The organism is Microbacterium sp. HJ5 (genome assembly GCF_054824025.1).
In genome coordinates this window covers 61,472-86,463 of the sequence record NZ_JSYE01000001.1, presented here as the reverse complement: position 1 = coordinate 86,463, position 24,992 = coordinate 61,472, and the positions used below count along the sequence as shown (strand labels likewise).

At 71.9% G+C, this 24,992-nt stretch carries 20 protein-coding genes; 11 read left to right on the top strand and 9 right to left on the bottom strand.

Translation table 11 applies throughout. The features are described 5' to 3' along the window. Nucleotides 1-39 precede the first annotated feature (39 nt). The 4 genes from OB08_RS00450 (at nucleotide 40) to OB08_RS00435 (ending at nucleotide 7,122) form a co-directional block, all read left to right on the top strand. Entirely contained in the window at nucleotides 40-3,951 is a 3,912-nt protein-coding gene (locus OB08_RS00450; RefSeq protein WP_461470976.1) for an HYR domain-containing protein, read from the top strand. 75 nt (nucleotides 3,952-4,026) lie between these two features. Next, nucleotides 4,027-5,139 carry an alpha/beta hydrolase gene (locus OB08_RS00445; RefSeq protein ID WP_461470974.1) on the top strand — a complete coding sequence of 371 codons (1,113 nt, stop codon included), beginning with the start codon at nucleotides 4,027-4,029 and terminating at the stop codon, nucleotides 5,137-5,139. Between the two features lie 83 nt (nucleotides 5,140-5,222). After that, entirely contained in the window at nucleotides 5,223-6,188 is a 966-nt protein-coding gene (locus OB08_RS00440) for a cation diffusion facilitator family transporter (RefSeq protein ID WP_461470972.1), read from the top strand. A 4-nt stretch (nucleotides 6,189-6,192) separates the two neighbouring features. Next, nucleotides 6,193-7,122 carry an LLM class F420-dependent oxidoreductase gene (locus OB08_RS00435; RefSeq protein WP_461470970.1) on the top strand — a complete coding sequence of 310 codons (930 nt, stop codon included), beginning with the start codon at nucleotides 6,193-6,195 and terminating at the stop codon, nucleotides 7,120-7,122. 1 nt (nucleotide 7,123) lies between these two features. Here the strand turns inward: OB08_RS00435 and OB08_RS00430 are convergent, their stop codons facing one another. Next, nucleotides 7,124-7,867, bottom strand: coding sequence for a DUF2306 domain-containing protein (locus OB08_RS00430; protein ID WP_461470968.1), 744 nt, complete (start codon nucleotides 7,865-7,867; stop codon nucleotides 7,124-7,126). A gap of 153 nt (nucleotides 7,868-8,020) precedes the next feature. Here OB08_RS00430 and OB08_RS00425 point away from each other — a divergent pair, with 153 nt between their 5' ends. Then, complete coding sequence (locus tag OB08_RS00425; RefSeq protein ID WP_461470966.1) at nucleotides 8,021-9,004, top strand: alpha/beta hydrolase family protein; 984 nt, start codon at nucleotides 8,021-8,023, stop codon at nucleotides 9,002-9,004. A gap of 4 nt (nucleotides 9,005-9,008) precedes the next feature. On the opposite strand, the gene OB08_RS00420 is transcribed toward OB08_RS00425, so the two are convergent. Continuing rightward, nucleotides 9,009-9,440, bottom strand: a complete 432-nt coding sequence (locus OB08_RS00420) for a nucleoside deaminase (protein ID WP_461471030.1) — start codon at nucleotides 9,438-9,440, stop codon at nucleotides 9,009-9,011. A 105-nt stretch (nucleotides 9,441-9,545) separates the two neighbouring features. Here OB08_RS00420 and upp point away from each other — a divergent pair, with 105 nt between their 5' ends. Continuing rightward, a complete protein-coding gene (upp, locus tag OB08_RS00415) occupies nucleotides 9,546-10,178 on the top strand; it encodes a uracil phosphoribosyltransferase (RefSeq protein WP_461470964.1) in 633 nt (210 codons plus the stop codon). 3 nt (nucleotides 10,179-10,181) lie between these two features. On the opposite strand, the gene OB08_RS00410 is transcribed toward upp, so the two are convergent. From OB08_RS00410 to OB08_RS00395, 4 genes are all read right to left on the bottom strand, one after another. After that, nucleotides 10,182-11,456, bottom strand: coding sequence for a type III PLP-dependent enzyme (locus tag OB08_RS00410; protein WP_461470962.1), 1,275 nt, complete (start codon nucleotides 11,454-11,456; stop codon nucleotides 10,182-10,184). Continuing rightward, the gene (locus OB08_RS00405; protein WP_461470960.1) at nucleotides 11,453-11,986 is read right to left on the bottom strand and encodes a hypothetical protein; all 534 of its coding nucleotides are present in this window, start codon (nucleotides 11,984-11,986) and stop codon (nucleotides 11,453-11,455) included. Before OB08_RS00405 ends, OB08_RS00410 begins: the two co-directional genes overlap by 4 nt. Nucleotides 11,987-12,168: 182 nt before the next feature. Next, nucleotides 12,169-12,489, bottom strand: coding sequence for a DUF3467 domain-containing protein (locus tag OB08_RS00400; RefSeq protein ID WP_461470958.1), 321 nt, complete (start codon nucleotides 12,487-12,489; stop codon nucleotides 12,169-12,171). Nucleotides 12,490-12,531: 42 nt separating this feature from the next. Next, nucleotides 12,532-16,074 (bottom strand): TM0106 family RecB-like putative nuclease, encoded by a 3,543-nt coding sequence (locus OB08_RS00395; protein ID WP_461470956.1) that lies wholly within the window; start codon nucleotides 16,072-16,074, stop codon nucleotides 12,532-12,534. A 97-nt stretch (nucleotides 16,075-16,171) separates the two neighbouring features. Here OB08_RS00395 and OB08_RS00390 point away from each other — a divergent pair, with 97 nt between their 5' ends. Next, on the top strand, nucleotides 16,172-18,226 hold the full coding sequence (locus OB08_RS00390; protein ID WP_461470954.1) for an NAD(+) synthase: 2,055 nt from the start codon (nucleotides 16,172-16,174) through the stop codon (nucleotides 18,224-18,226). A 42-nt stretch (nucleotides 18,227-18,268) separates the two neighbouring features. On the opposite strand, the gene OB08_RS00385 is transcribed toward OB08_RS00390, so the two are convergent. Continuing rightward, entirely contained in the window at nucleotides 18,269-18,847 is a 579-nt protein-coding gene (locus tag OB08_RS00385; RefSeq protein ID WP_461470952.1) for a hypothetical protein, read from the bottom strand. A gap of 160 nt (nucleotides 18,848-19,007) precedes the next feature. Between OB08_RS00385 and OB08_RS00380 the strand changes: the two genes are divergently transcribed. From OB08_RS00380 to OB08_RS00370, 3 genes are all read left to right on the top strand, one after another. After that, on the top strand, nucleotides 19,008-20,471 hold the full coding sequence (locus OB08_RS00380) for a phytoene desaturase family protein (RefSeq protein WP_461470950.1): 1,464 nt from the start codon (nucleotides 19,008-19,010) through the stop codon (nucleotides 20,469-20,471). A 4-nt stretch (nucleotides 20,472-20,475) separates the two neighbouring features. Next, entirely contained in the window at nucleotides 20,476-21,963 is a 1,488-nt protein-coding gene (locus OB08_RS00375) for a lipase maturation factor family protein (RefSeq protein ID WP_461470948.1), read from the top strand. Nucleotides 21,964-22,035: 72 nt separating this feature from the next. Next, complete coding sequence (locus OB08_RS00370; RefSeq protein WP_461470946.1) at nucleotides 22,036-22,593, top strand: phosphorylase family protein; 558 nt, start codon at nucleotides 22,036-22,038, stop codon at nucleotides 22,591-22,593. A 21-nt stretch (nucleotides 22,594-22,614) separates the two neighbouring features. Here the strand turns inward: OB08_RS00370 and OB08_RS00365 are convergent, their stop codons facing one another. Then, the gene (locus OB08_RS00365; protein ID WP_461470944.1) at nucleotides 22,615-22,791 is read right to left on the bottom strand and encodes a hypothetical protein; all 177 of its coding nucleotides are present in this window, start codon (nucleotides 22,789-22,791) and stop codon (nucleotides 22,615-22,617) included. An 86-nt stretch (nucleotides 22,792-22,877) separates the two neighbouring features. On the opposite strand from OB08_RS00365, the gene OB08_RS00360 reads away from it, so the two are divergent. Next, nucleotides 22,878-23,978: a hypothetical protein gene (locus OB08_RS00360; RefSeq protein WP_461470942.1), complete on the top strand. Its 1,101-nt coding sequence runs from the start codon at nucleotides 22,878-22,880 to the stop codon at nucleotides 23,976-23,978. Between the two features lie 66 nt (nucleotides 23,979-24,044). Here the strand turns inward: OB08_RS00360 and OB08_RS00355 are convergent, their stop codons facing one another. Continuing rightward, complete coding sequence (locus OB08_RS00355) at nucleotides 24,045-24,899, bottom strand: GDSL-type esterase/lipase family protein (protein ID WP_461470940.1); 855 nt, start codon at nucleotides 24,897-24,899, stop codon at nucleotides 24,045-24,047. Nucleotides 24,900-24,992: the final 93 nt, after the last annotated feature.

The window sequence follows — 24,992 nt, the reverse complement described above, 5'->3', positions numbered from 1 at the left end:
TGGGGGTGCGACGCGCCCGAGTCACCGGGGGTTGGGCCCATGACCGGTACGACGAGGTACGAGAAGCGCGGTGTGCGCGCGGTGACGGTCGGCGTGGTGGTCGGCGTGCTCGCGGCGCTCGGCACGGCGGTGCCGGCATCCGCCGCCGTCGAATTCGTCGACGCGCCCACGCGGCTGTACATGCTGCCGAACGCCGACGGGCCGCTCCCCGCGCCCATCCCCTTCCCCCTCGTGCCGGACGGCGTGCTCGAATTCGACGACTCGCAGGACCTCATCTCGCAGGACCTTCGCAAGATCGAGGTGATCTCGGAGGACCCGGACTGCGTCTTCGGCGAGGACTACGACCTCACCGGCTGCACGGCCGTCCAGCTGGATGTCGGCCACGGTCTGCTCGACTTCACGACCGACCCGACCCGCATCGAGTACGACGCCGAGAACGACGGGAGCGACGACGACGTCGTCTATGAGCTCCCCGGCGGCGCACTGGTGCGCGACATGGACTCCGACGACGACCTCCCGGCTCTCGCAACGGCGGTCATCGGCACGACGGACCAGGTCAACGCCGCGCTCGACCTGCTGCGCTACACGCCCGATCAGGACTACTACTACGAGGGCTTCAACCCCGAGACGCTGAGCGTCGACATCGTGCCCGGCTCGGGCTCGGGGTCCGTGACGCACGACATCGACATCCGCGTGCAGGACCTCAACGACTTCCCCGAGGCCGACGTGCCGCAGACCGTGTACGACGTCGCACCGGGGGGCGAGGTGGTGCTCGCGCCCGCCGACACGTGGGAGGTCACGGACGACGACAACGACGAGCCCGACGGCGACGAGACGGTCGACGGCCCCGGCGAGGAGTTCATCGTCATCGCGTGGTCCTCGTGCGGGTATTTCCACTTCCAGGGCGCGAGCGGCATGGCGCTGCGCGACGACCTCGAGGAGCTCATCGAGTATGCGCTCGATCTCGACCCCGGCACGGATCCCGCGTGGCGCCAGACGATCGTCGACGCCTTCCTCGCGATCGTCCCGGACGACATCGAATCCCTCCCCTTCGCCACCGGCAACCCCAACGAGTACGCCACGGCCTTCGCGGGGGTCGTCGACGACCTGCAGTGGCTGAACTACCACCTCGACGAGATCACCTTCGCGGCAGTGAGCGACCCCGTGGCGATGACGCCGCTCGCCGACAGCCTGTGCGACGTGCGCTTCCTGGTGACCGACATCGGCAACAACGGCCTTCCGCTGCAGTACCTGGGCGATCCGCCCGAGGGGGTCGAGGTGCCGTTCTTCGGCTTCGACGTCGACACGAACGACGTTCCCGGGGTCGAGCTGGTGCAGGTGCAGGTGGGCGACGGCGAGGAGATCCAGGTCGCGCTCGGCGACGAGACGGTGCCCGAGGGGTCGACGGGCGCGGTCACCGCCACGATCACACCCGCCGAGCATCCGGCGTTCGAGCTCACGGTCTCGACCGCCGACGGGCCCGACGCGGTCGCCGGAAGCGACTACACGGCGCAGACCGACCAGGTGATCGTCGTGCCGGAGGACGCGGCGACGGTGGACATCCCCGTCGATGCGCTCCAGGACACGGAGTACGAGCAGCCCGACGAGACCTACCAGCTGACAGCGACGGGGCCGGCGGCCGATCCGCCCGGCTACCAGATCACGATGACGGATGCCTCGGCCGCGGTCACCATCGACGACGACGATCCCGAGCCCGACACCACCGCGCCGACGGCGACGCTCGAGCAGGCCGCCGGCCAGATCGACCCGGCGACGACGCTGGCACCGGTGCTGTTCACCGTGCAGTTCGACGAGCCGGTCACCGGATTCGATGGGAACGCCGACGTCGCGCTCGCCTTCTCGGGCACCGGCACACCGGTCGCGACGATCGTCCCCGTCGACGGCGATACGTACACCGTCTCGGTGAGCGGCATGACGAGCGGGGGCGTGCTGACAGCGGACGTCGTGGCGGGGGCGGCAGAGGACGCCGCGGGCAATGCGAGCGCCTCGTCGACGAGCACCGACAACGAGGTCACGATCACCCTGATCCCGGTCGACGACGTCGACCCGACCGTCACCGTCGACCAGGCACTCGGCCAGGCAGACCCCGTCATGACGCTCGACCCGATCGTGTTCACGGTCGCGTTCGACGAATCCGTCACGGGCTTCACCGGCCCGGCCGACGTCGACCTCGCCTTCACCGGGGCCGGGACCGTCTCGGCGATGATCACGCCGCTCGACGCGCAGACCTACACCGTCGCGGTCGCGGGCTTCACCGGGCCGGGCGTGCTGACCGCGACGGTGCCGGCGGGGGCGGCCGTCGATCTGTCCGGCAACCCGAACGCCGCCTCGACCAGCACCGACAACAGCGTGACGGTCGTGGCGCCGCCGGACGACGTCGAACCGACCGTCACCATCGATCAGGCACCCGGTCAGGCCGACCCGGCCACGACCCTCGGCCCGATCGCCTTCGCGGTCGCGTTCGACGAGGGCGTCACGGGCTTCGACGCGCTCGCCGACCTCGGGCTCGCGTTCAGCGGCAGCGGCACCCTCGCCGCGACGATCACGGCCGTCGACTCCGCCACCTACACCGTGGCCGTGAGCGGGTTCACGAGCGAGGGGGTCCTCACCGCCACCGTCCTCGCCGGGGCAGCGCAGGATCTCGCCGGCAACCCGAGCGCGGCGTCGACGAGCACCGACAACACGGTGACGATCGGTCTGCCGCAGCCCGTGAACGACCCGCCGGTCCTGACGATCGACCCCGCGGTCGAGACGGAGCCCGGCACGTCGGTCGGCATCACCGCCTCCGTCGCCGATCCCGACGTCGCGGCCGGGCTGATGGAACTCGAGATCGACGTCTCCCCGATCGGCGGATCGGTCACGGCCGACGGGACGTTCACCTGGCCGCACGGCGCGGACATCACCACGGACGTCTTCGTCGGCACCCTCGCCCAGGTGAACGCCGCCCTGGCCGATCTGTCCTTCACGCCGGGGGCCGGGCAGACCGGCATCGCCCGGGTCGTCGTCGAGATCGACGACCAGGGCAACACGGGAACGGGCGGCGTGCTCTCCGACACCGGCTTCACTCTCATCACCATCGCCGCCGAGGGCGACGACGACCCGGACGTGAACGACCCACCGGTCCTCACGCTTCCCGCGACCCTCGCCACCACTGTCGACACGCCCGTCGCGGTTCCCGGGTCGGCGACGGATCCCGATGTCGGCGCCGGGCTGATGGAGCTCGAGGTCGAAGTCGCCGCGATCGCCGGACCCGTCACCGCCGACGGCGCCTTCACATGGCCGCACGGCACCGACGTCACCACCGACGTGTTCGTCGGCACCCTGGCCGAGGTCAACGCGGCGCTGGCCGGGCTGGAGTTCACGCCCGGCGCGGGTCTCGTCGGCACAGCGCGGCTCGTGATCGAGATCGACGACCAGGGCAACTCGGGCTCCGGCGGCGAGCTGTCCCACACCGACTTCGTCGACATCCTCATCGAGGCCGACCCGGTGGATCCGCTCGCGATCGACGTGCCCGACGACATCGTCGTCCACGCGCTCCCCGGCGAGCCCGGGATCGCGGTCGCGTTCGAAGACGCGACGGCGAGCGGTGGCGTCCCGCCGTACACGATCGTGTGCGACCACGCGACGGGCGACTACTTCCCCGTCGGCGCCACCACGGTGACGTGCACGGCGGAGGACTCCGCTCCCGAGGAGGATGTCGTGCTCTTCGCGGTGGTGAGCGCGAGCTTCACGATCACCGTGATCGCGGTGGACGCACCCGACGATCCAGGAGCTCCCGGCACCCCGGGGCAGCCCAGCGTCGCGGGTCCCGACGGGCTCTCGGCAACCGGCGCCGACCCCTCGTCGGCCCTGATGCTGGCCGCCGCTCTGCTGCTCGGCGGGCTCGTCGCGCTGAGGGTCTCGCGGCGGGTCGGGCGGGGCCGGGGCTGACGCTCGGGAGGCGGTCTATAGTCGAGGCAGCGGGGGCGAAGGCGTCCCCGGTGCGCGACAGCGGAGGACCCGACCATGACCCTCTTCGACGGCATCACGCAACGCGTCATCGAGACGCCGCGGCTGGACGTCAGCATCCTCGAGCGGGAGGGCGACAGTGACGCCACTCCCGCCGATCGCACGGTCGTGCTCATCCACGGCAACGTCTCGTCGGCCCTCTTCTGGCAGGAGCTGATGCAGGACCTGCCGACCGATCTGCGCGTCGTCGCGATCGACCTGCGGGGGTACGGCGGCACCGAGCACGCGCCGATCGACGCCACCCGCGGTGTGCGCGACTTCAGCGACGATGTCCACGGGGCGCTCGAGGCGCTCGGCATCCGGAGCGCGCACCTGGTCGGGTGGTCGATGGGCGGCGGCGTCGTCATGCAGTACGCGCTCGACCACGGCGCGCTGAGCCTCACGCTCGAGTCGCCGATCTCGCCCTACGGCGTCGGTCCCACCCGGCGTGACGGGTCCCGGCTGACCGAGGACGATGCCGGCTGCGGCGGCGGTGCCGGCAACCCCGACTTCATTCAGCGGCTGATCGACCACGACACCTCCGACGAAGCCCCCACGTCCCCGCGTAACGTGTTCCGCTCGAGTTACGTGGCGCCCGGGTTCACGACCGAGAACGAGGACGTGTGGGTCGAGTCGATGCTCACCACGTCTACCGCGACAGGGAACTATCCGGGCGACAGCACCCACAGCGACAGCTGGCCGGGCTTCGCCCCGGGCACGATCGGCGTGCTCAACACGATGGCCCCGAAGCACTTCGACGTGTCGGGCGTCGTGGACCTCGCCGACAAGCCTCCCGTGCTGTGGATCCACGGCGAGCTCGACCCGATCGTGTCGGACTCCTCGCTGTACGAGTTCAACAACCTCGGGAAGCTCGGCATCGTCCCCGGCTGGCCGGGAGACGAGGTCGCGCCCCCGCAGCCGATGGTGACCCAGATGCGCGACGTGCTCGCCCGGTACTCGGACGCGGGCGGCGAGGTGACCGAACTGAAGCTGGAAGGCGTCGGCCACACCCCGCACCTCGAGCGGCCGGCCGAGTTCCGTCATGCGCTCCTGACCGTCATCGGCTACGTCGGCCCCTCGATCCACCCGGCGCCGCCGACCGAGGCGATCATCATCCGCTCCGCCGACTGAGCGCCACCCGACACCCGACACCCGCGACGGGGGCGTGCGCAACCCCCGCCGGTGGCGGGCCGCCGCGTCCGTAGACTGCTCGCATGAGTGCTTCCGGCGGCGGCAAGGCGATCATCGCGGCGTTCCTGGCCAACATGGGCATCGCCCTGGCCAAGTTCGTCGCCTGGCTCATTTCGGGCTCGGCGTCGATGCTCGCCGAGGCCATCCACTCGGTCGCCGACTCCGGCAACCAGCTCCTGCTGCTGCTCGGCGGGCGCAAGGCGAAGCGCTCCGCCGATCGCGAGCACCCCTTCGGCTACGGCCGTGAGCGCTACGTCTACGCGTTCGTCGTCTCGATCATCCTGTTCTCGGTCGGCGGCCTGTTCTCGATCTACGAGGGCGTCGAGAAGCTGATCCATCCGCACGAGGTGACCAACTACTGGATCCCGATCGCGGTGCTGGTGATCGCCATCGTGCTCGAGTCGTTCTCACTGCGGACGGCGATCAAGGAGAGCAACCACGTCCGCGCCCGCGGCCAGTCCTGGGTCTCGTTCGTGCGGCACTCGAAGGCGCCGGAGCTGCCGGTCGTGCTGCTCGAGGACATCGGCGCGCTCATCGGCCTCGTCTTCGCGCTGTTCGGCGTCGGCATGACCGCGATCACGCACAACCCCCTGTTCGACGCGCTGGGCACCCTGATGATCGGCACCCTGCTGATCATCATCGCCATCACCCTCGGCATCGAGACCAAGAGCCTGCTCGTCGGCGAGGGCGCGACGACCGCCGACCACGACCGCATCGTCAGTGCCATCTCGGACGGCCCCGAGGTCGAGAAGCTGATCCACATCAAGACCCTCTACCTCGGTCCCGATGAGCTGCTGGTGGCGGCCAAGCTCGGCTTCGCGTCGGACCGGCCGCTCGCCGCGGTGGCGACCGACATCGATCGCATCGAGACGCGCGTGCGCGAGGCCGTGCCCACCGCCCGGGTGATCTACCTCGAGCCCGACATCTACCGGCCCGGGGACGACCCCGCGCCCCCGACGTCGGACTTCGTCATCCGCTCCGCCGACTGAACCGATGGAGTACTGCCTCTTCACCGAACCGCAGCAGGGTGCGAGCTACGACGACCAGCTCGCCTTCGCCCGCGCGGGAGAGCGGCTCGGTTTCGACGGCTTCTTCCGGTCCGACCACTACCTGCGCATAGGCGACGGCGATCCCCTGCCCGGTCCGACCGACGCCTGGACGACGCTCGCGGGCCTGGCGCGAGAGACCTCGCGCATCCGGCTGGGCACGCTCGTCTCGTCGGTGACGTACCGGCAGCCCGGCATCCTCGCCATCCAGGTCGCACAGGTGGACGCGATGTCCGGAGGGCGCGCCGAGCTCGGCCTCGGCACCGGGTGGTTCGAGCGCGAGCACCGGGCGTACGGCATCCCGTTTCCCGCCAAGCGCTTCGACCTGCTCGAGGAGCAGCTCGAACTCATCACGGGGCTGTGGCAGACGCCCCTGGGCCAGACATACTCGTTCGCGGGCGAGCACCACGAGCTGACGGATGCCCCTCCCCTGCCCCGGCCGGTGCAGTCGCGCGTCCCTGTCATCGTCGGCGGCGCCGGTCCTCGCCGGACCCCCGACCTGGCCGCGCGATTCGCCACCGAGTTCAACATCGGCTTCCGGCCCGAGGCCGAGATCGCCGAGCGGTTCGCGGGAGTCCGTGCCGCCTGCGAGCGCGTCGGCCGCGACCCTGCGACGCTCAAGCTCTCGGTCGCGCTGACGACGCTGGCCGCGGCATCCGCTTCCGAGCTCGAGCATCGCGCGGCGCGTATCGGGCGCACCGTCGACCAGCTGCGCGGCGACACGAACATCGTGGGCTCCCGTGACGAGATCGCCGCCAAGATCGAGCGGCTGGTGGCGCTGGGGGCGCAGCGGGTGTACCTGCAGCTGCTCGACCTGCAGGATATCGGCCAGGTCGAGTACATCGGCCAGGAGGTGCTGCCGCACTTGCCCCGGTGACTCAGGCCCGCGCCAGCGGGAGCCGGTACGAGGGCAGTCCGCGCCGCCGGATCAGCCATTCCGCGGCGATCAGGTTCGGCAGCCAGCACAGGAACGGCACCGCGGCGTACGCGTTCGCGAACGCGGCGTCGAACTCCCACGGCTGCCCGAGCAGCAGCGGCGTGAGGAGCAGCAGCGGGAGCCACAGGCGCAGCGTGACGCCCGCATAGGTCAACGCGTAGTTGCGGATCATCCATGCCTGATGGCTCGGGACGTCACGGCGCCGGATCGCCCGATAGGCCCGGAACGCGGTGACCAGCCACAGCACGGCCAGCGCGCCGAACCCGAAGAGCCCGACGTACCCGGCGGGGCTCGAGGGGGCGATGATGAGGCCGCCCACGCCGCCGACGGCGACACCGCCGAGGTACACACGCCCGATCCAGCGATGCACACGCGGTGCGCGCTCGCGCAGCCCGCGCCAGAATTGCAGCGCCCCGAGAACGAGCGCGATCGCACCCCCGACGATGTGGACGTACAGCGCGCCCTGCACGAACGGCGACGCCTCGGCGTAGGCGGGTGCGAGGCCGACCTCGTCGCCCGCGAGGTCGTGCAGGGACGCGGTGAAGTACGGGACCGCCGAGTAGGCGACGACGGCGAGCGCCGTGAGCAGGACGAAGGTCCAGCCGATGCGACCCGCGGCGCGCCCCGCGCGGCCGGGGCGCGCGGGCACCGGGGCGGTGCGGACGGGTTCGATGAGGCGGGTCACGCCTGTCACGGTAGGCCCGGCCCCGGGTTCGGACCCAGGGGGCGAGCCCCCCGACGCCCGTCGTGCGAACCCCCGGATCCTCCGCACCCGAGGCATCTGTCGCGAGACCGGGCGCGGGAGTATCCTGCGCTCATCGATTGCGGGGGTGGCACCATGCCCGACGGAATCCACGCCCGGCGCTGGGGAGCCGGGGCGATCACGCTCTTCACGCTGACTCTCGGCGGCTGCACCGGCGCTACGCCGAACCCGTCGCCGATCGACGTGGAGCTGCCCGGTTCGCGCGTCGCGACGCTCAGGACGCTCATCGACGCCGAGGCGGAGCATCCGACGTTCGAGGTGGTGCAGGAGACGACCGACTTCGACGGCGATCATGCTGAGATCGTGTCCTACGAGAGCGGCGGCTTCGTGGTCACCGGAGTGATCCGTCGTCCCGTCTCCGGCGCGGTGGGAAGCCCGGCGATCGTCTTCATCCACGGCGGCGCCGACACGGAGGACTACAGCGGGCTGAGCTACTACGACCCGTGGGCGGACGAGATGGTCGACCGCGGCTACGTCGTGGTGATGCCCGACCTGCGCAACTACGGCGACTCGGACGACGATCCCGATCACGAGCTCGACATCGACGTCGGCGGCACGCTGGACGCGATCAACGCGGCCCGGGCCGCGGCGGCCGATCCGATGATCGATCCCGAGCGGATCGCCGTCGTGGGTCACTCCCTGGGCGGCACGATGGCGCTCAACGCGGCCGTCGTCGCCCCCGAGATCGCCGCCGCGTTCGTCGCCGCAGCCCCCGCGAGCGCGTGGGCCTGGGAGAACATCGAGCGCTACGCCGCCGGCACGCCGTACTTCGATACCGTCGTGGCCACGTACGGTTCGGAGGAGGAGTCGCCGGAGTTCTGGAACGACGTCTCATCGGCGTCGTTCATCGACCGGGCGACCGCTCCCCTGCTGGTGCTCCACGGCACCGAGGACGAGATCGTGCCGTTCGAGTGGTCGGAGCAGCTCGTCGACGCGTGGACCGAGACGGGGAAGGACGTCCGGTTCGTCCCCGTGGCGGGAGTCAATCACGACTTCGATCCGCAGCACGAGGTGCTGTGGGACGCCATCGCCGGATTCCTCGCCGAGAAGCTCCCCTGACAGGTCAGCGCCTCGCGTCGAAGAAGCCACGAAGGAGAGCGGATGCCTCGTCCTCGCGCACCCCGGCCACGACCTCCGCGCGGTAGGGAAGCCGTCGGTCGCGCACGACGTCGTAGACCGACCCCGCCGCGCCGGCCTTCTCGTCCCACGCGCCGAACACGAGCCGCGACACCCTCGACTGCAGCACCGCGCCGGCGCACATCACGCACGGCTCGAGCGTGACCACGAGGGTGCACCCTTCCAGGTTCCACGACCCGAGCAACGCCGCGGCCCCGCGCAGCGCGACGACCTCTGCGTGAGCCGTGGGGTCGTGGGTCGCCTCGCGCAGGTTGCGGCCCTCGCCGATCGGCCGGCCCGCGGCATCCGTCACGACCGCCCCCACGGGGACGTCGCCGTGCTGCCCCGCTTCGGCGGCGAGCGCGAGCGCCCGCTCCATCGCGGCGAGGTCGGCGGGGTCGAACGTCACAGCACGAGCGTAGAGCGCCGCGTCGCACGGGAACTCCACTCGGGCCGCGCGCCGCGCACGCACTACCCTGGGCGTATGCGCCTGCACGTCGCCGACCACCCCCTCATCACCCACAAGCTCACGGTGCTGCGCGACCAGCGCACACCCTCGCCGGTCTTCCGTCAGCTCACCGAAGAGCTCGTGACCCTCCTCGCCTACGAGGCGACCCGCAGCGTCCGGGTCTCGCCGATCGAGATCCAGACCCCCGTCACCACCACGACGGGCGTCAAGATCAGCGAGCCGCGCCCCCTCGTCGTGCCGATCCTGCGGGCAGGCCTCGGCATGCTCGAGGGCATGGTCAAGCTCATCCCGACCGCAGAGGTGGGCTTCCTCGGCATGGTGCGCAACGAAGAGACGCTCGAGCCGTCGACCTATGCCGAACGCCTGCCCGACGACCTGAGCGACCGCCAGTGCTTCGTGCTCGACCCGATGCTCGCCACCGGCGGGTCGCTCGGGGCGGCGATCGAGTTCCTCTTCGCCCGCGGCGCCCAGGACGTCACCGCGATCTGCCTCCTCGGCGCCCCCGAGGGCGTCGAGGCGATCGACAGGCAGGTCGCGGGACGCGACGTCACGCTGGTGCTCGGCGCCATGGACGAGCGGCTCAACGAGAAGGGCTACATCGTGCCCGGTCTCGGCGACGCCGGCGACCGCCTCTACGGCACGGTCTGACCGTCAGACGATGCTGACGGCGCGAGGATCGGATGCCCCGACCGCCGTCACCTCGCCGGTCGTGAGTCCGCGCGCCATGACCGCGATGGGCGTGAGCGCCCGCCCGTTGAACCGGGTGGCGGTCACCGCGGTGTAGGCGCCCATGGTCGGGCTCACGACGAGGTCGCCGACCGCCAGGTCGGGAAGCAGCACCTCGCGCGCGACCACGTCGGACGAGTCGCACGTCGGACCTCCGAGCGTCGCCCACCGGTGGGTCGCCGCATCCGACGGGCCGGAGCGGAGCTCCTTCTCGGCGAGGACGAGGGGATGGACGTCCTCGGCGACCACGTTCGAGTACGAGCCGTACACGCCGTCGTCGAGGTAGTACCAGCGCCCGTCGCCGCGTTCGGCGATGCCGACGACGCTCGTCACCAGGGTCATCGCGTCGGCCACCAGGACGCGACCGGGCTCGGCGATGATGTCGAGGCTCCCGACGCGGGGCGCGAGCAGGGGGCGCAGCAGGGCCGCGATGTCGTCGATCGAGGCGGTCGGCGTCTCGTACGCGGCGGGGAAGCCGCCGCCGATGTCGAGCACCTCGAAGCGCGTCGCGAACCGGTACTCGAGCTCGTCCATGAGCGACAGCGTCTCGGCGACCGCAGTGGCGAACCGCGCGGGGTCGTCGAGCTGGCTGCCGACGTGGAAGCTGAACCCCGCGACCCTTATGCCCCGGCCGAGGGCCGTGGCCACCAGCGCGGCGGCCTCGAAGGCTCCGACGCCGAACTTGCTGGAGAGGTCGCTCTTCGCGTGCGGACTGCGGTAGGCCAGGCGCACGAGCAGGCGGACGTCGGACGGCGCCCCGGCGAACTTCTCCAGCTCCACCTCGTTGTCGATCACGAACGTGCGCACGCCCGCGTCGAGCGCGGCGGCGATCTCGGCCGGCTTCTTCACCGGATGGGTGTGGATCACGCGCGCGGGGTCGACGCCGCGCCGCACCAGCACGCCCAGCTCGTCGCCCGTCGCGACGTCGAAGCCGCATCCCGCGTCATCGAGCGCCGCGATCACCGCGTCGTGCGCGAGCGCCTTGACCGCGTAGTGGAACCGCACGAACGGCAGCGCGTCGGTGAGGCGGCGGTACTGCCGCCTGACCTTCTCGGGATCGAGCAGGAGCAGCGGCGTGCCGTGCAGCGCGAGCGCGGCGCGGGCCGCGTCGGTCGACAGGAGAGCGGATGCCTCGGCCCGGCGCCGCTCGATCAGCTCGCGCGTACGCCGGTGGTCCGTGCGGGTGAGCGCCTCGGTCATGTCGCACGCTCCTGGTCGCGGCTTCCGTCCCGCAGCCCCGTCCGGGCGGTGATCGTGAAGGCGCCGGCGGCGATCGCGTAGAAGATGACGTCGGCGAGGATCTTGCCGGCCAGGAGCCCCCACAGCGGGTCCGGGAACAGCCACACTCCCGCCGCGAGGAGGGCGGGACGGATGAGGAGGGTGTCGAGCAGCTCCGCGACGCCGAACTCGGCGACGAGCAGCATCATCGTGCGCGCGGCCGCCGCCCGGCGCGTGCGGGCGATGCCGGACTGCTCGATGAAGATCGTCGCCGCGAGCACGGCGTAGAAGCCGACGATCTCGCCGAGAAGGGCAGCGAGGGCGATGATCGCGGGGTTGTCCGTCCAGACCGTGACGCCGAGACCGGCGATGACCATGGCGGCGGTGCCGACGATCTCGGCCGGCAGGTAGCGGGTGATCCAGAACACGACCCCGCGCCGGCGCGGAGCGGCTGCGGCCTCAGTCGCGGTCACCCCACCGACGGACCGGGAATCCTGGGCGATCGTGGTCATGTCGCACCCCCTTCCCCGTGGAAGAGGGTGGGAGCGCGGGCGTGATACGGCAGAGAAAAGGTGCGGCATCCGCCCCTCGCCGAACGAATGCCGCACCCGCGCCTATGCGACGCACCGACAGGTTACGCGGCCGAACTGACGGTCGTACGGGGGTTGACATGCCCCCGAGAGCCGTCTAATGGTCACGTGTCGAGGAGCGGGTCCTGCGGGTTGCGGCGACCGGTCTCCTGCTCCCAGAACTCCAGCTGCTGGGTGAGCGCCTTGGCGAGTTCGAACACCTGCTCGGGAGGGATGCGGATGCGGCTGACCACGCGGGCGGGGACGATCGTGTGGTGCTCGCCCGTCTCGGGGTCGACCTGATCGCGCGGCGGCTGGGCCAGCGTGAGGAAGTCCATGACGAAGACCGTCGGGGTGTGCCAGACATTGGCGAAGTCGGCGTATGCGCCGCCGATGTGCTCGGGCGGCAGATCGATCTCGAACTGCCGGGGTGCCTCATCGGCCATGCATGCCTCCTGGGTCGCGGTGAGCGCGAGTCTACGCGGGGTTCAGTCGCGGCCGACCAGCCGGGCGAACCCGCTCAGGCGGGCGACGCCTTCGGGCGTGTAGGGCAGATCGTCGAGCAGCGCCGGTGAGTGGACGAGGTAGGCCGTGTGCTTCGCCCGCGAGATGGCGACGTTGAGCCGGTTGCGCAGGAGGAGGAACTCCAGGCCACGCGGCGCGTCGCGCCCGGACGACGCGGCCAGCGACACGATCGCGACGGCGGCCTCCTGCCCCTGGAAGCGGTCGACCGTTCCCACCGGGATGTCGCCGAAGCCCACGGCGGCGAGCGCTTCTTCGACGGCGATCTGCTGCGCGTTGTACGGCGTCACGACGATGATGTCGCGCTGCTCGAGCGGACGCGCGGCGACCGGGGTGCTCACGCCTTCGTCGTCGACCCGGATGTCGGACCACGCGCGCCCGATCAGCCGCTGGGCGATCTCGGCCACGGCGGCCGCCTCCTCACGCGACTGCGTCGCGTTGCCGCGGTGGCGGAGGGCGACAGGGTGAAGCCCCGGTTCGACGCCCTCGATGGCGCGCAGCGCGGTCGACGGATGCGCAGCGAGCTCCCCGCGGTACGACAGCCGCGAGACCGGCGCGGCGACGGCGGGGTGCATGCGCCACGTGCGCGCGAGGAAGTAGCCGTACTCCGGCGGGATCACGTCGGCGCCGTCCATCACCCAGCCCAGGGCCGACGTGTCGACCGGCTCGGGATGGGTGCCCTGGCTGACCTGCGGCAGCTGCTGGGGGTCGCCGAGCAGCAGCAGACGGGGCGAGGCCAGCGAGACGGCGATCGTCGAGGCGAGCGAGAACTGGCCCGCCTCGTCGATGACCAGCAGGTCGAGGCTTCCGCGGGCGATGCGCCCCTCGTGGCTGAAGTCCCACGCCGTGCCGCCCACGACGAAGCCGGACTCGGCGCGCTCGGCGGTGAACTCGGCGACGCCGTTCTTGCGCAGCGGCGTGAAGCAGTACTCCTCGCGTTCGGTCTTGGGCGCCTTACCGACGAGCTCTTTCGCGACGCCCGCGGCGACGATGCGCTCGAGCATGTTCTCGACGACGGCGTGCGCCTGCGCCACGACGCCGACTTTGTAGCCGCGCTCCTTGACGAGGCGTGCGATCACGTGCGAGCCGACGTACGTCTTGCCGGTTCCGGGAGGGCCCTGCACGGCGAGGTAGCTGCGGTCGAGATCGACGACCGCACGGACGATGGCGTCGACGTCGTCGCCGGCCGACGCCGGCAGCCCGCCGGTCAGCGTTCGGGGCGGGCGGCGGCACAGGATGTCGGTCGCGGGGCCGGCGGGCAACGCGGGCGCCGCGTCGAGGACCGCGTCGGCCCACGCATCGATCGCCGACTGCTGGTTGCCCGCCGAGGGCGGCGCCATCGGCGTCAGGGCGATGGGCAGGCGCGACCATGTGACGCCGTCGACCGCGGTCTCTTCGATGAGCGCGCCGTCGTCGAGCACCTCGAGCACCGTGACCGAGCGATAGGAGTGGATCCAGCGCGGCGACCCCTCGAAGGGGTAGGGAGCCGGGAGCTCGTAGAGCGCGAACGGGCTCGTGCCTTCGCTCAGCCGTGTGCCCGGAGCCAGTTCGCCGCGCACCTCGACGGTGCGCCGCTCGCCGCCGCGACCGCTCTCGGCGAAGTGCCAGTCCTCGACGACGCGCGAGCGCGCAGGGTCGATCACGGCGACGTCGCGGGTCTCCTCCCACAGCGAGACGGGTTCGCGCAGCCGCAGGAAGTGCGTGGCCCAGAACGTCTTGGACTCGCGCGGGTAGTAGTCGATGGCGGCGGCGCCGAGCCGCAGCGACTGGGCGTCGGCCGAGTCGGCGGGATGCTGAGCGGCCAGCGCCTCGAGCGCGGTCGCACGCGGCGACGGCTCATAGGCGCGCTCGTCGGGCTCGGGATTGGGCGAGGGGCGCAGCTGCGCGTCGCGCGCCCGGTCGACGAGCCAGTCGCGCAGGCGCCGGGTGGAGACGCAGTCGTAGCGGTTGTAGTCGGCGAGGTCGTCGAGGATGAGCTGCGCGGCCGTCGCATCGCCGTCGGCGGCGAAGGCGCGCGACTCGACGTACCGCACGATCGAGTCGTCGCCCTTCTGCACATCGCTCGTGCGCACCTCGTCACCCATGTACAGCGGTTCGAGCTTCTTGATCGAGTACGACCGCGAGCCGACGCGGAGCGCCCGGCGCACGATCGGGTAAAGGTCGACGAACACGCCGTCGCGCAGCAGGCGGTCGACGTCGGTCTCGCGCACGCCGTGGCGGGCGGCCATCGCGAGCAGGTGCGACGGCTCGTAAGGCGCGTAGTGGTAGATGTGCATGCCGGGATGCTGCTGCCGGCGCAGGGCGACGATGTCGAGGAAGGTCTCGAGGGCGCGCTTCTCTTCGGCGAACGAGTGGGCCCACAGCGCGGTGTACTGCTCGCGGTCGTCGACCCAGCCGAAGAGGTAGTCGATGCCCCACTGCGTCGGCTCGCCTTCGCGACCCGGCGTGCCGGGCTCGGTGTGCAGCGGGTCGCCCTCGAAGTCGAAGAACAGGTCGCCGTGGTCGGGACGCGGCAGCGCGCCGAGCGCCGTCGGCGCGACCACTTCGAACGTGGGGAGCGGCGGCGGTCCCGCATGGCCCTGCGCGGCGCCGACCAGCGGCGGCGTGCCGGCGGGACTCTCCAGCTGCAGGCGCGCCTGGGTGCGCAGCATGGCGAACGTGTCGGGGTTCATCCCCGCCGGGGCGGCCGGCGCGTGGGCGAGCGCCTCGATCGTGCGCACCCCCGCGGCGCGCAGCCGCTGACGCTGCACCGGCCGCATGCCCGCGACGAGCAGCAGATCGCGGGATGCCACGACCTCGGCGTCGCACGTCGCGCAGCGCCCGCACGCGACGACGTCGAGGTCGCCGCGCGGGTCGCCCCACGCGATCGCCTCGCCCGCCGGACCGAGCTCGAGCCGGCGGTCGGCGATGAGGGCTGCGAGGCGGTCGCGCCGCAGCCGGAAGACCGGCAGGAGGTCGTCGACCTCGTGCTCGCTGACGCTGCCGTCGCCGAGCAGGAGCTCGACGGTGCCGGCGCGTGCCACCGCGAGACGGTCGAGCTGGTCGACGTACGCGGCGAGCTGCATGAGCGCGGTCACACGGGCGTGCCGGGCGAGCTTCGTGTCCTGCACGATCCACCGGCCGTCGGCGTCGCGCACCAGGAAGTCGGCGAAGCCCACGAAGTCGCTCGTGGCGAAGGCGGCCTGGTAGACCACGGCAGCATCGGACGCGAGCGCGGCATCGGTCAGCGCCACGGCAGCGGCGAGCGCGGCGGCATCGGACGAGCGCGTCTCGGGGATCTCGACGACGCGGTCGCCGTACCGGCGCACGTAGTCGTCGAGGACGCGACGCTCGTGCGCGGTGCCGAGCCGGCCCGCGCGCTGAAGCGTGAGATCCTCGGGCTCCTCGACCGCCGCGACCCGGCCCAGTCGCGCGTCGATGGCGCGCAGCCACGCGAACTCGCACTCTGCCGCGGCCTTGAGGTCGCTCGCACTCCAGACGATCCGGCCCTCGTCTTCGATGTATCGCATGCCCGCCTTTCGTCCCCCCGACACTAGCCGCGGCATCCGACACCTCCGGCCACGGCCGATCCCCCCGGCGGCGGGCCCGCCCTGACAGACTGGGCCTATGAGCCTCCCCTTCGAGAGCGCCTACCGGCACGGGTTCGCGCGGATCGCGGCCTGCACGATCCCGCTCACGATCGCCGATCCGGCGGCCAACGCCGACGCCGTCCTCGACACCGCGCGCGAGTGCGACGCCGACGCCGTCGCGGTGGCGGTGTTCCCCGAGCTCTGCCTCACCGGCTACTCCATCGAGGACCTGGTGATGCAGGACGCCGTGCTCGATGCCGTCGAGGCGGCGATCGAGCGACTGGTCGAGGCATCCGCCGATCTGCTCCCGCTGCTCGTGGTCGGCGCGCCGCTGCGCCACCGCAACCGGCTCTACAACTGCGCCGTGGTCATCCACCGCGGCGAGCTGCTCGGCGTCGCGCCCAAGAGCTACCTGCCCACGTACCGCGAGTTCTACGAGCGCCGCTGGTACGCGCCGGGCGACGATCAGATCGGCGAGGACATCCGCGTCGGCGCGCTCGAGGCGCCGTTCGGTCCGGACCTGCTGTTCGAGGCGCTCGACATCCCGGGCCTCGTCGTGCACGCCGAGGTGTGCGAGGACGTCTGGGTCCCCATCCCGCCGTCGGCGGCCGCCGCCCTCGCCGGGGCCACGGTGCTGCTCAACCTGAGCGGCAGCCCCATCACGATCGCGCGCGCCGAGGACCGCAAGGATCTGTGCCAGTCGCAGTCGCTGCGCTGCCTGGCCGCCTACGCATATGCCGCGGCGGGCATGGGCGAGTCCACGAACGATCTGTCGTGGGACGGGCAGACCATGATCTACGAGGGCGGCAACCTCCTCGCCGAGACCGAGCGGTTCCCCGACGGCCCGCGCCGGTCGGTCGCCGACGTCGACCTGGACCGGCTGCGCCAGGACAGGCTGCGCCAGGGCACGTTCGACGACAACCGCCGCACGTACGACCCGCAGTTCCGCACGGTGCACTTCGAGCTCGATCCGCCCGCCGCCGACGTGGGGCTGCGGCGCACCCTCGACCGCTTCCCGTTCGTTCCTGACGATCCGGCCCGCCTCGCGCAGGACTGCTACGAGGCCTTCAACATCCAGGTCTCCGGTCTCGTGCAGCGCATGCAGGCCATCGGGGGCCCGAAGCCCGTGATCGGCGTGAGCGGCGGCCTCGACTCGACGCACGCGCTGCTCGTGGTCGCGCGGGCCATGGACCGCATGGGCCGCCCGCGCGGCGACATCCTCGCGTACACGATGCCCGGGTTCGCGACGAGCGAGCACACCAAGTCGAACGCGATCGCGCTGGCCGAGTCCGTCGGCGCGACGATCGAGACCATCGACATCCGTCCCGCCGCCACCGAGATCCTGCACGGCATCGGCCATGCCTTCGCCGGCGGCGAGCCCGTCTACGACGTGACGTTCGAGAACGTGCAGGCCGGCATCCGCACCGACTTCCTGTTCCGGCTGGCCAACCAGCACGGCGGCATGGTCATCGGAACCTCCGACCTGTCGGAGCTGGCGCTCGGCTGGGCGACGTACGGCGTCGGCGACCACATGAGCCATTACGCCGTCAACGCCGGGGTGCCCAAGACGCTCATCCAGCACGTGATCCGCTGGGTGATCTCGCACCGCGAGGGCGTCGACGACGCCGAGGCGGCCGTGCTCCAGTCGGTGCTCGACACCGAGATCTCGCCCGAGCTCGTGCCGATGACGCAGGACGGCCGGATGCAGTCCACCGAGGACCGCATCGGCCCGTACGCGCTGCACGACTTCGCGCTCTACCACGTGCTGCGGTTCGGATTCCGTCCCTCGAAGATCGCGTACCTCGCCGCGGCCGCGTGGGGCGACCCGCAGGCAGGCGCGTGGCCCCCGGGCTTCCCCGACGAGGACCGCTACGCCTACGACCTGCCCACGGTCGCGAAGTGGCTGCAGGTGTTCCTGCGCCGCTACTTCGCGTTCGCGCAGTTCAAGCGCTCCGCGATCCCGAACGGGCCCAAGGTGTCGCCGGCGGGCTCGCTGTCACCGCGGGGCGACTGGCGCGCGCCGTCCGACGGCAACGCGAACGCGTGGATCGCCGAGCTCAAGGCGGCTCTGCCCGAACTCGTCGAAGAATGAGCGGATGCCTCGGCCGAGGCATCCGCTCCGCTGTCCGGGCCCTCAGGCCGGTGCCGCGCCGTACGCGAGCGTGATGATCCAGCTGTCGCGCGACAGATCGGCGAGCTGGTAGTAGACGCGGCGATCGGGGATCCAGCCCTTCGTCTGGGGGCTGTCCAGGCGCACGTGGTCGGCGGCGACGCGGGCGCCGCGGCCATCGGCGTCGCGCACGGCCTGCACGCGGGTCCAGTGCGCGAGCAGCTTGCCGAGGTCGTCCTCCTCCAGCAGGTGGGAGTGGCGCTTCATCTGGTGGAGGGTCGGCTCGTCGGGGTGGGCGTCGCGCAGGTCGAGTCCGAGCGGAATCGCGGGGTCGGCGACCGCGACCACCGTCGCCGCGCGGAAGTTGGCGTTGCGGATGCGCAGGGGCACCTCCCGGCCCTCCACCTCGGCGACCAGCTGGGTGTGGAAGCCGAACGTGCCGGGAGCCTCGCGCTCGACGCGCACCGCCTTCGGATCGACGCCGAGCTGCGCCGAGACGATCTCGCGCGCGAGCGCCCGCTTGCGGTCGTGCTCGGGGATCTTCGGATCCCAGCCGAGCCGGGCGGTGATCCCCGCCGGAGTATCGAGCAGCACCGATTGCATGTCGCACCTCTTCCCGCGGCGGATCCGCACCTTCATCCTGCCGCGGGCGCGGTCGGCGAGGAAGTGCGCCGCGCGGGCGCGCCGCGCCGCTGTCTACCGCTCCAGCCGGCTGCCGGCAACCGGGCCACCGACGCACGCGAGCGGGTGCGAGGATGGGGCCATGGCACCACGCGCGACCGTCGTCGGAAGCGGGCCGAACGGGCTGTCGGCCGCCGTCGCGCTCGCCCGCGCGGGTTACGCGGTGCGGGTGCTGGAGTCGTCGGACACCGTCGGCGGAGGCGTGCGAAGCGCTGAGCTCACGCGACCGGGCTTCGTGCACGACGTGTGCTCGGCGGTGCACCCGGCCGCCCTGTCGTCGCCGTTCTTCCGGGCTTTCGGCCTCGGAGAGCGCATCGACTGGATCCGCCCCGAAGCGTCCTACGCGCAGCCGCTCGACGGCGGACGGGCCGCGATCGCGTGGCGCGACATCGAGCGCACCGCGGCGGGTCTCGGCCGCGACGGCCGCATGTGGCTGGCGGCGCTCCGGCCACTCAGCTCCCACCTCGATGCCGTCGTCGATTTCACCGGGTCGCAGCTGCTGCGCTGGCCGCGGCATCCGGTCACCACCGTCCGCTACGGACTGCGCGCCCTGCAGCTCGGCTCGTCGCTCGGACGCGGCACCTTCGCGACCGAAGAGGCGAACGCGCTGCTCGCGGGCGTCTTCGCCCACTCGAACTCGCGCCTGCCCAGCGTCGGCGCGTCGGCGTCGGGGCTGTTCCTGGCGGCCCACGGCCACGCCGGCGACGGCTGGGCGTTCCCGCGCGGCGGCGCGCAGCGGATCGCCGACGCGCTCGCCGACGACCTTCGCGCGCACGGCGGCGAGGTCGAGACGGGCACGCTCGTGTCGACGCTCGACGGCCTGGACTGGGGAGACCCGGCGGGCGGCGACGTGCTGCTGCTCGACACGTCGCCGCGTCTCGCACTCACCCACCCCGAGATCCCCGCACGGTACGCCCGGGCCATCCGGCGGTACCGCTACGGTGCGGCCGCAGCGAAGGTGGACTTCGCCCTCGACGGCCCCGTGCCGTGGGCGAACCCCGATGTCGCGCTCGCACCGACCGTGCACCTCGGGGGCACGCGGGCAGAGGTCGAGGCGAGCGAGAACGCGGTGGCACGCGGCACAGTCACCGACCGTCCGTACGTGCTCACGGTGCAGCCGACCGTGTTCGACCCGAGCCGGGCGCCCGCGGGCAAGCACGTGCTGTGGACGTACATCCACGTGCCCGCCGACTCGACGCTCGACGCGACCGAGCTCATCACGCGGCAGGTCGAGCGATTCGCCCCGGGCTTCCGCGACCGCATCCTGGCCACGGCCTCGATGACCGCCGCCCAGCGCTTCGCGTACAACCCCGCCGACATCGGCGGCGACATCCTGGGCGGCGCGTTCACGTTCGCGCAGGCGATCCGCCGGCCGACCGTGTCGCCGACGCCGTGGCGCACGCCCATGCGCGGCGTCTACCTGGCGTCGGCGGCGTCTCCTCCCGGGCCCGGCGTCACCGGGATGCCCGGGTGGTACGCCGCCCGCCAGGCGCTGCACGACATGCAGGGGCTCCGCGTCGAGCCCGGAGAGCTCTTCCGGACGTGACGCCGTGGACGGCTTCGCAGCGGTCGACTTCGGCTTCGCCCGGGAGGTTCTCGAGCGGGGCATCGCGGCGCTGTACGTCCTCGCGTTCGTCTCGACGCTGAATCAGTTCCGGCCCCTGCTCGGCGAGCACGGCCTGCTCCCGGCCCCCGAGCTGCTCGCGTGGGCGCGCTCGTCCGAGCGCGGGCGGAGAATGCTCCGCCCGACCGTGTTCCGCTGGGCGACGTACACCGACCGGCGGCTCGCGGCGCTGTGCTGGGCGGGGATCGTCGTCGGGGCGGCGCTGGTGTGCGGCATCCCTCAGCTCTTCACGCCGTGGGCGCCGATGGCGTGCTTCCTCGCCCTGTGGCTCGGCTACATGTCGGTCGTCAGCATCGGGCAGACGTTCTACGGGTTCGGCTGGGAGATGCTGCTGCTCGAGGCCGGGTTCCTGGCGGCGTTCCTCGGGTCGGGCGCCGAGCCCCCGCCCACCGTCGTGATCGTCCTGTTCTGGTGGCTCGTGTTCCGGCTGGAGTTCGGCGCCGGGATGGTCAAGATCCGGGGCGGACGCGAATGGCGCGACCTGACCGCGCTGACCTTCCACCACGAGACGCAGCCCATGCCCGGTCCGCTCAGCCGCCAGGCGCACCTGCTGCCGCGGTGGTTCCACCGGGGCGAGGTCCTGGGCAACCACTTCGCGCAGCTGATCGTGCCGTGGTTCCTGTTCGCGCCGCTGCTGGGGCTGTGGGTGCCTGGGCAGTGGCCCGCCGTCGTCGGCGCTGTCGCCGCGACGATCGTCATCGCGACCCAGCTGTGGCTCATCGTGACGGGCAATTTCGCGTGGCTGAACTGGGCGACCGTCGTGCTCGCATTCTCGGCCGTCGGCCTGCCCGGCATCGGCTCGCCGGTCGCCCCGCCACCCCAGGATCCGCCGTGGGTGATCGACGGGATGCCGCTTCCCTGGCTGCTGGTCACGTGTGCGGTCGCGTTGCTCTACGCCGCGATCAGCTGGTGGCCGCTGCGGAACCTGTTCGCGCACCGACAGCTCATGAACGCCTCGTTCAACCGCTGGCAGCTCGCCAATGCGTACGGAGCGTTCGGCACCGTCACGAAGGAGCGCATCGAGTACGTCGTCGAGGGCACGCTCGACGAGGATCCGGATGCCGCGACCTGGCACGAGTACTCGTTCAAGGGCAAGCCGGGCGACGTGCGGCGGGTGCCGCGCCAGTTCGCTCCGTACCATCTGCGGCTGGACTGGCTGATGTGGTTCCTGCCGCTCGGGCGGTCGCTCGAGGACTGGTTCTCGATGTTCCTGCTGCGACTGCTCGAAGCGGATGCCCCGACACTGCGCCTCCTCGACCGCGACCCGTTCGACGGACGGCGACCGGTCTGGGTGCGGGCCGTCGCGTACGGGTACCGCTTCGCCACGCGCGCCGAGTTCCGCACGACGCGGACGCGCTGGGTGCGTGAGCTCCGGGGCGAGGTGACGGGGCCGATGGCCCTGCGCCGGCGGTGACGGCGGCGGTGCGAGAAGGCGCTGCGGCGGGTTCGGGGCAGGTGCCCAGGCGCGGGCGGGGAGAATGGACGGGTGAAGCTCCTCGTCGCGGCCCTCGAGGCCGAACTCGTCGCGTTCCCCGCCGACCTCCCCGGCTTCGACCGGCTCGTGACCGGTCCGGGCAAGCTCCAGGCCGCATACGCCCTCACGCGAGCCCTCGACGCCCGCGCGTACGACGAGATCGTCGTCGTCGGCACCGCGGGCGCCATCGACGCCCGGCTCGAGGCCGCCGTCTACGACATCGACGCGGCGATCCAGCACGACGTGACCGACATCGACGGCATCGTCGGCCAGCACGTGTCGCTCCCCCCGCGGGTCGAGCTGGGCCGCGAGGGCGTCACCATCGCAACGGGCGACCACTTCGTGGACGACTCCGAGGCCGTGTCGGTCATCCGCCCGCTCGGGGCGGGGCTGGTCGACATGGAGACCTACGCATACGCGTGGGTCGCGGAGCAGTTCGGCGTGCCGATCCGAGTGCTCAAAGCGGTGTCGGATCGTGCGCAGGACAACGCGATCACCGACTGGCGAGCCACCGTGACGGCCTGCAGCCACCAGCTGCGCGAGGTCGTCCGCGCCGAGTACGGCGTCTAGCCGGACCTGCGCCGGCCCCGGCTACTCCTTGCGCGAGAACATCCCGCGCAGCACGAAGAAGACGATCGCCGCGACGATCGCGACGACGACGAGCTTGGCCAGGAACCACAGCACCGAGAAGAGCACGTTCACCAGCACCCAGGCGATCACGATCGCGACGGCGACTCCGACGATGGTCCACAGCGTGCTCTTGTTCACGTCATCAGCCTAGATAGTCTGGGAGGCCGCGACCGGCGTCTCCTGCCGTCGCGCTCTCCCCCACCGACTCCGCAGCAAGGATCTCCATGTCGACTCCCTCCGACCCCACTCCCCCACAGCCCGAGGAGGCGGCCGACACCACCGGCGTGGACTCCGCACCGCCCGCGCCGCCGGCTCCGCCGGCTCCGCCGGCTGCCGACGCGCAGGACGTCGGCGCGGCGACCGACGCGCAGCCCACCGAGGCGTATGCGCCGGCAGCCGACGCGCAGTCCACCGACGTGTACCCGCCGGCAGCCGACGCCGTCGACGTGCAGGCGACGCAGGCCTACCCGCCGGCCGACTTCCAGGCGACCGAGGCCTACCCGCCTGCCGGGTCGCCCGCGTACGGCCGGCCCGCCGAGCCGCAGGCCGCCTATGGCGACCAGGCGTACGGCCAGCCGCCCTACGCGCAGGCCGGCGTCGCCGACGCGCCCTACGGCACGGCGCCCGAGGCTCCGGTCTCCGCGGCCGACCGCCCGCGCACCCTCGGCTGGACGGCCCTGGCCGTCGCGATCGGCGGTCTCGCTCTCGTGGGCGCCGCGTTCATCCCCCTCGCGTGGGTGTCGCTGATCCTCGCCGTGCTCGGCGGCGTGCTGCTGCTCGTGAGCCTGGTTCTCGGCATCGTGACGCTCGCGAGCCGCAAGCAGGGCGGCAAGGGTCTCGGCATCGGCGCGATCGCCATCTCGGTGCTGGGCGGCCTGGCCTGGATCGGCGCGCTGACCTTCGCCGTCTTCCTCACCATCGGGAGCTTCTCGAGCACCGGCGCCGCAGAGCCGTCGCCGTCCGTGTCCGAGTCCGAGTCCGCCGACGCCGGCACCGACGACGAGTCCGCCGAGGGCGAGGGCGAGGGCGGCACCGACGCTCCCGCCGGCGCGTACGACGAAGCGGCCTATCTGGAGGCCGTGCGCCCCGAGATCACCGCGCTCATGCAGGAGGTCGACCCGAGCATCACGCCTGAGCTGATCGACCAGATCTACCCCGACGAGACGCTGGTCTCCATCGGCCAGGCGCTCCTGCTGGGCGGCGAGGCGGGCAGGGACGTCTTCATCGCCTCGATCGCCGGCGAGTCCGGACCCTTCTCCGAGGAGCAGGCCGCGCGCTTCTACGACGCCGTGTACGGCGCTGCGGAGCAGCACCTCTCCGAATAGCAGGAGGTGGCGAGGGCGGGTCGGTCGGTGGACCGGCCCGCCCTCGGCGTCTCCGCGGTCACCCTTCTACGACGCCCACTGGGTCTTCGGCCAGGTGATCGCGGCCAGCGTCGCCTGTCCGGCCAGCGACGGGTGGAAGTAGTCCCGCGTCGAGATGTCCGCCCTGGTGAAGGCGTAGGCGGCGACGGCGCCGCCGTCCCACCGGCACGTCACGTATGCCGCGCACGCCTCTGCCAGCGCCTGGTTGTACTCGTTCACCCGCTGCTGCACGGCTGCCCGCCGCTGCACGTCGGCGGCCTTCGTGCTCGTCGGGTTGGCGAGCATCGACTGGCAGATCCCGAGCAGCCCCCACGTGAGGCGCGCACTGAAGCTCGACTTGTTCAGGTCGTACATCCTCTGCAGATTCGGGATGCTGGCCACGAACACCTGCGGAGCGGCAGAGCTCGCCGACAGCGTCGCCAGCGCGGCCTGCACGTTGGCTTTGAAGGTCGCCGTCGGGGTCATCGCTGCGGCGGTCTTGGTGCAGGCGTCGTTGGCGCCGATCTCGATCGTCACGTACCGGGCGCCCTGCGTCACCGCCTTCTGCGCCTGCGCGTTGAGCGCGCCCGATGCCGCGCCGGCGACCGCGTTGTTGAAGCCCGCGGCGTTGTCGGGTGCGGCGGTCGCCCGCAGTCGCAGCAGATGTGAGTTGACGGATGCCGTCGACCCGGTGGCCCAGCTGTTGCTCGGGCAGTTCGCCAGACTGCTGCAGGTCATGGAGGCCTGCGTGATGGAGTCGCCGAGGGCGGCCATCACCGTGACGTTGTCGGGCGGGAGCGGTGCGGCGTGGGCGGCCGAAGCGCCGAACAGGCCGGTCGTGACGAGGACCGCGGAGGCGGCCAGGGTGGCAAGGGCGCGACGCGCCCGGTGTGACGTGCGCATGTGAATGGACTCCGTACGACGGTGTGGCGGGAGTGGAGGGCGGCGCGCTGCCGCGACCGGACGGTGCCGGTGGTCGGGCCTGAATCGGATCCC

What these genes read in the sequence shown, in the direction of transcription:
- OB08_RS00450 (WP_461470976.1), top strand. Translation starts at nt 40, where the DNA reads ATGACCGGTACGACGAGGTACGAGAAGCGCGGTGTGCGCGCGGTGACG.
- OB08_RS00445 (WP_461470974.1), top strand. Translation starts at nt 4,027, where the DNA reads ATGACCCTCTTCGACGGCATCACGCAACGCGTCATCGAGACGCCGCGG.
- OB08_RS00440 (WP_461470972.1), top strand. Translation starts at nt 5,223, where the DNA reads ATGAGTGCTTCCGGCGGCGGCAAGGCGATCATCGCGGCGTTCCTGGCC.
- OB08_RS00435 (WP_461470970.1), top strand. Translation starts at nt 6,193, where the DNA reads ATGGAGTACTGCCTCTTCACCGAACCGCAGCAGGGTGCGAGCTACGAC.
- OB08_RS00425 (WP_461470966.1), top strand. Translation starts at nt 8,021, where the DNA reads ATGCCCGACGGAATCCACGCCCGGCGCTGGGGAGCCGGGGCGATCACG.
- OB08_RS00420 (WP_461471030.1), bottom strand. Translation starts at nt 9,440, where the DNA reads ATGGAGCGGGCGCTCGCGCTCGCCGCCGAAGCGGGGCAGCACGGCGAC.
- upp (WP_461470964.1), top strand. Translation starts at nt 9,546, where the DNA reads ATGCGCCTGCACGTCGCCGACCACCCCCTCATCACCCACAAGCTCACG.
- OB08_RS00410 (WP_461470962.1), bottom strand. Translation starts at nt 11,456, where the DNA reads ATGACCGAGGCGCTCACCCGCACGGACCACCGGCGTACGCGCGAGCTG.
- OB08_RS00405 (WP_461470960.1), bottom strand. Translation starts at nt 11,986, where the DNA reads ATGACCACGATCGCCCAGGATTCCCGGTCCGTCGGTGGGGTGACCGCG.
- OB08_RS00400 (WP_461470958.1), bottom strand. Translation starts at nt 12,489, where the DNA reads ATGGCCGATGAGGCACCCCGGCAGTTCGAGATCGATCTGCCGCCCGAG.
- OB08_RS00395 (WP_461470956.1), bottom strand. Translation starts at nt 16,074, where the DNA reads ATGCGATACATCGAAGACGAGGGCCGGATCGTCTGGAGTGCGAGCGAC.
- OB08_RS00390 (WP_461470954.1), top strand. Translation starts at nt 16,172, where the DNA reads ATGAGCCTCCCCTTCGAGAGCGCCTACCGGCACGGGTTCGCGCGGATC.
- OB08_RS00385 (WP_461470952.1), bottom strand. Translation starts at nt 18,847, where the DNA reads ATGCAATCGGTGCTGCTCGATACTCCGGCGGGGATCACCGCCCGGCTC.
- OB08_RS00380 (WP_461470950.1), top strand. Translation starts at nt 19,008, where the DNA reads ATGGCACCACGCGCGACCGTCGTCGGAAGCGGGCCGAACGGGCTGTCG.
- OB08_RS00360 (WP_461470942.1), top strand. Translation starts at nt 22,878, where the DNA reads ATGTCGACTCCCTCCGACCCCACTCCCCCACAGCCCGAGGAGGCGGCC.
- OB08_RS00355 (WP_461470940.1), bottom strand. Translation starts at nt 24,899, where the DNA reads ATGCGCACGTCACACCGGGCGCGTCGCGCCCTTGCCACCCTGGCCGCC.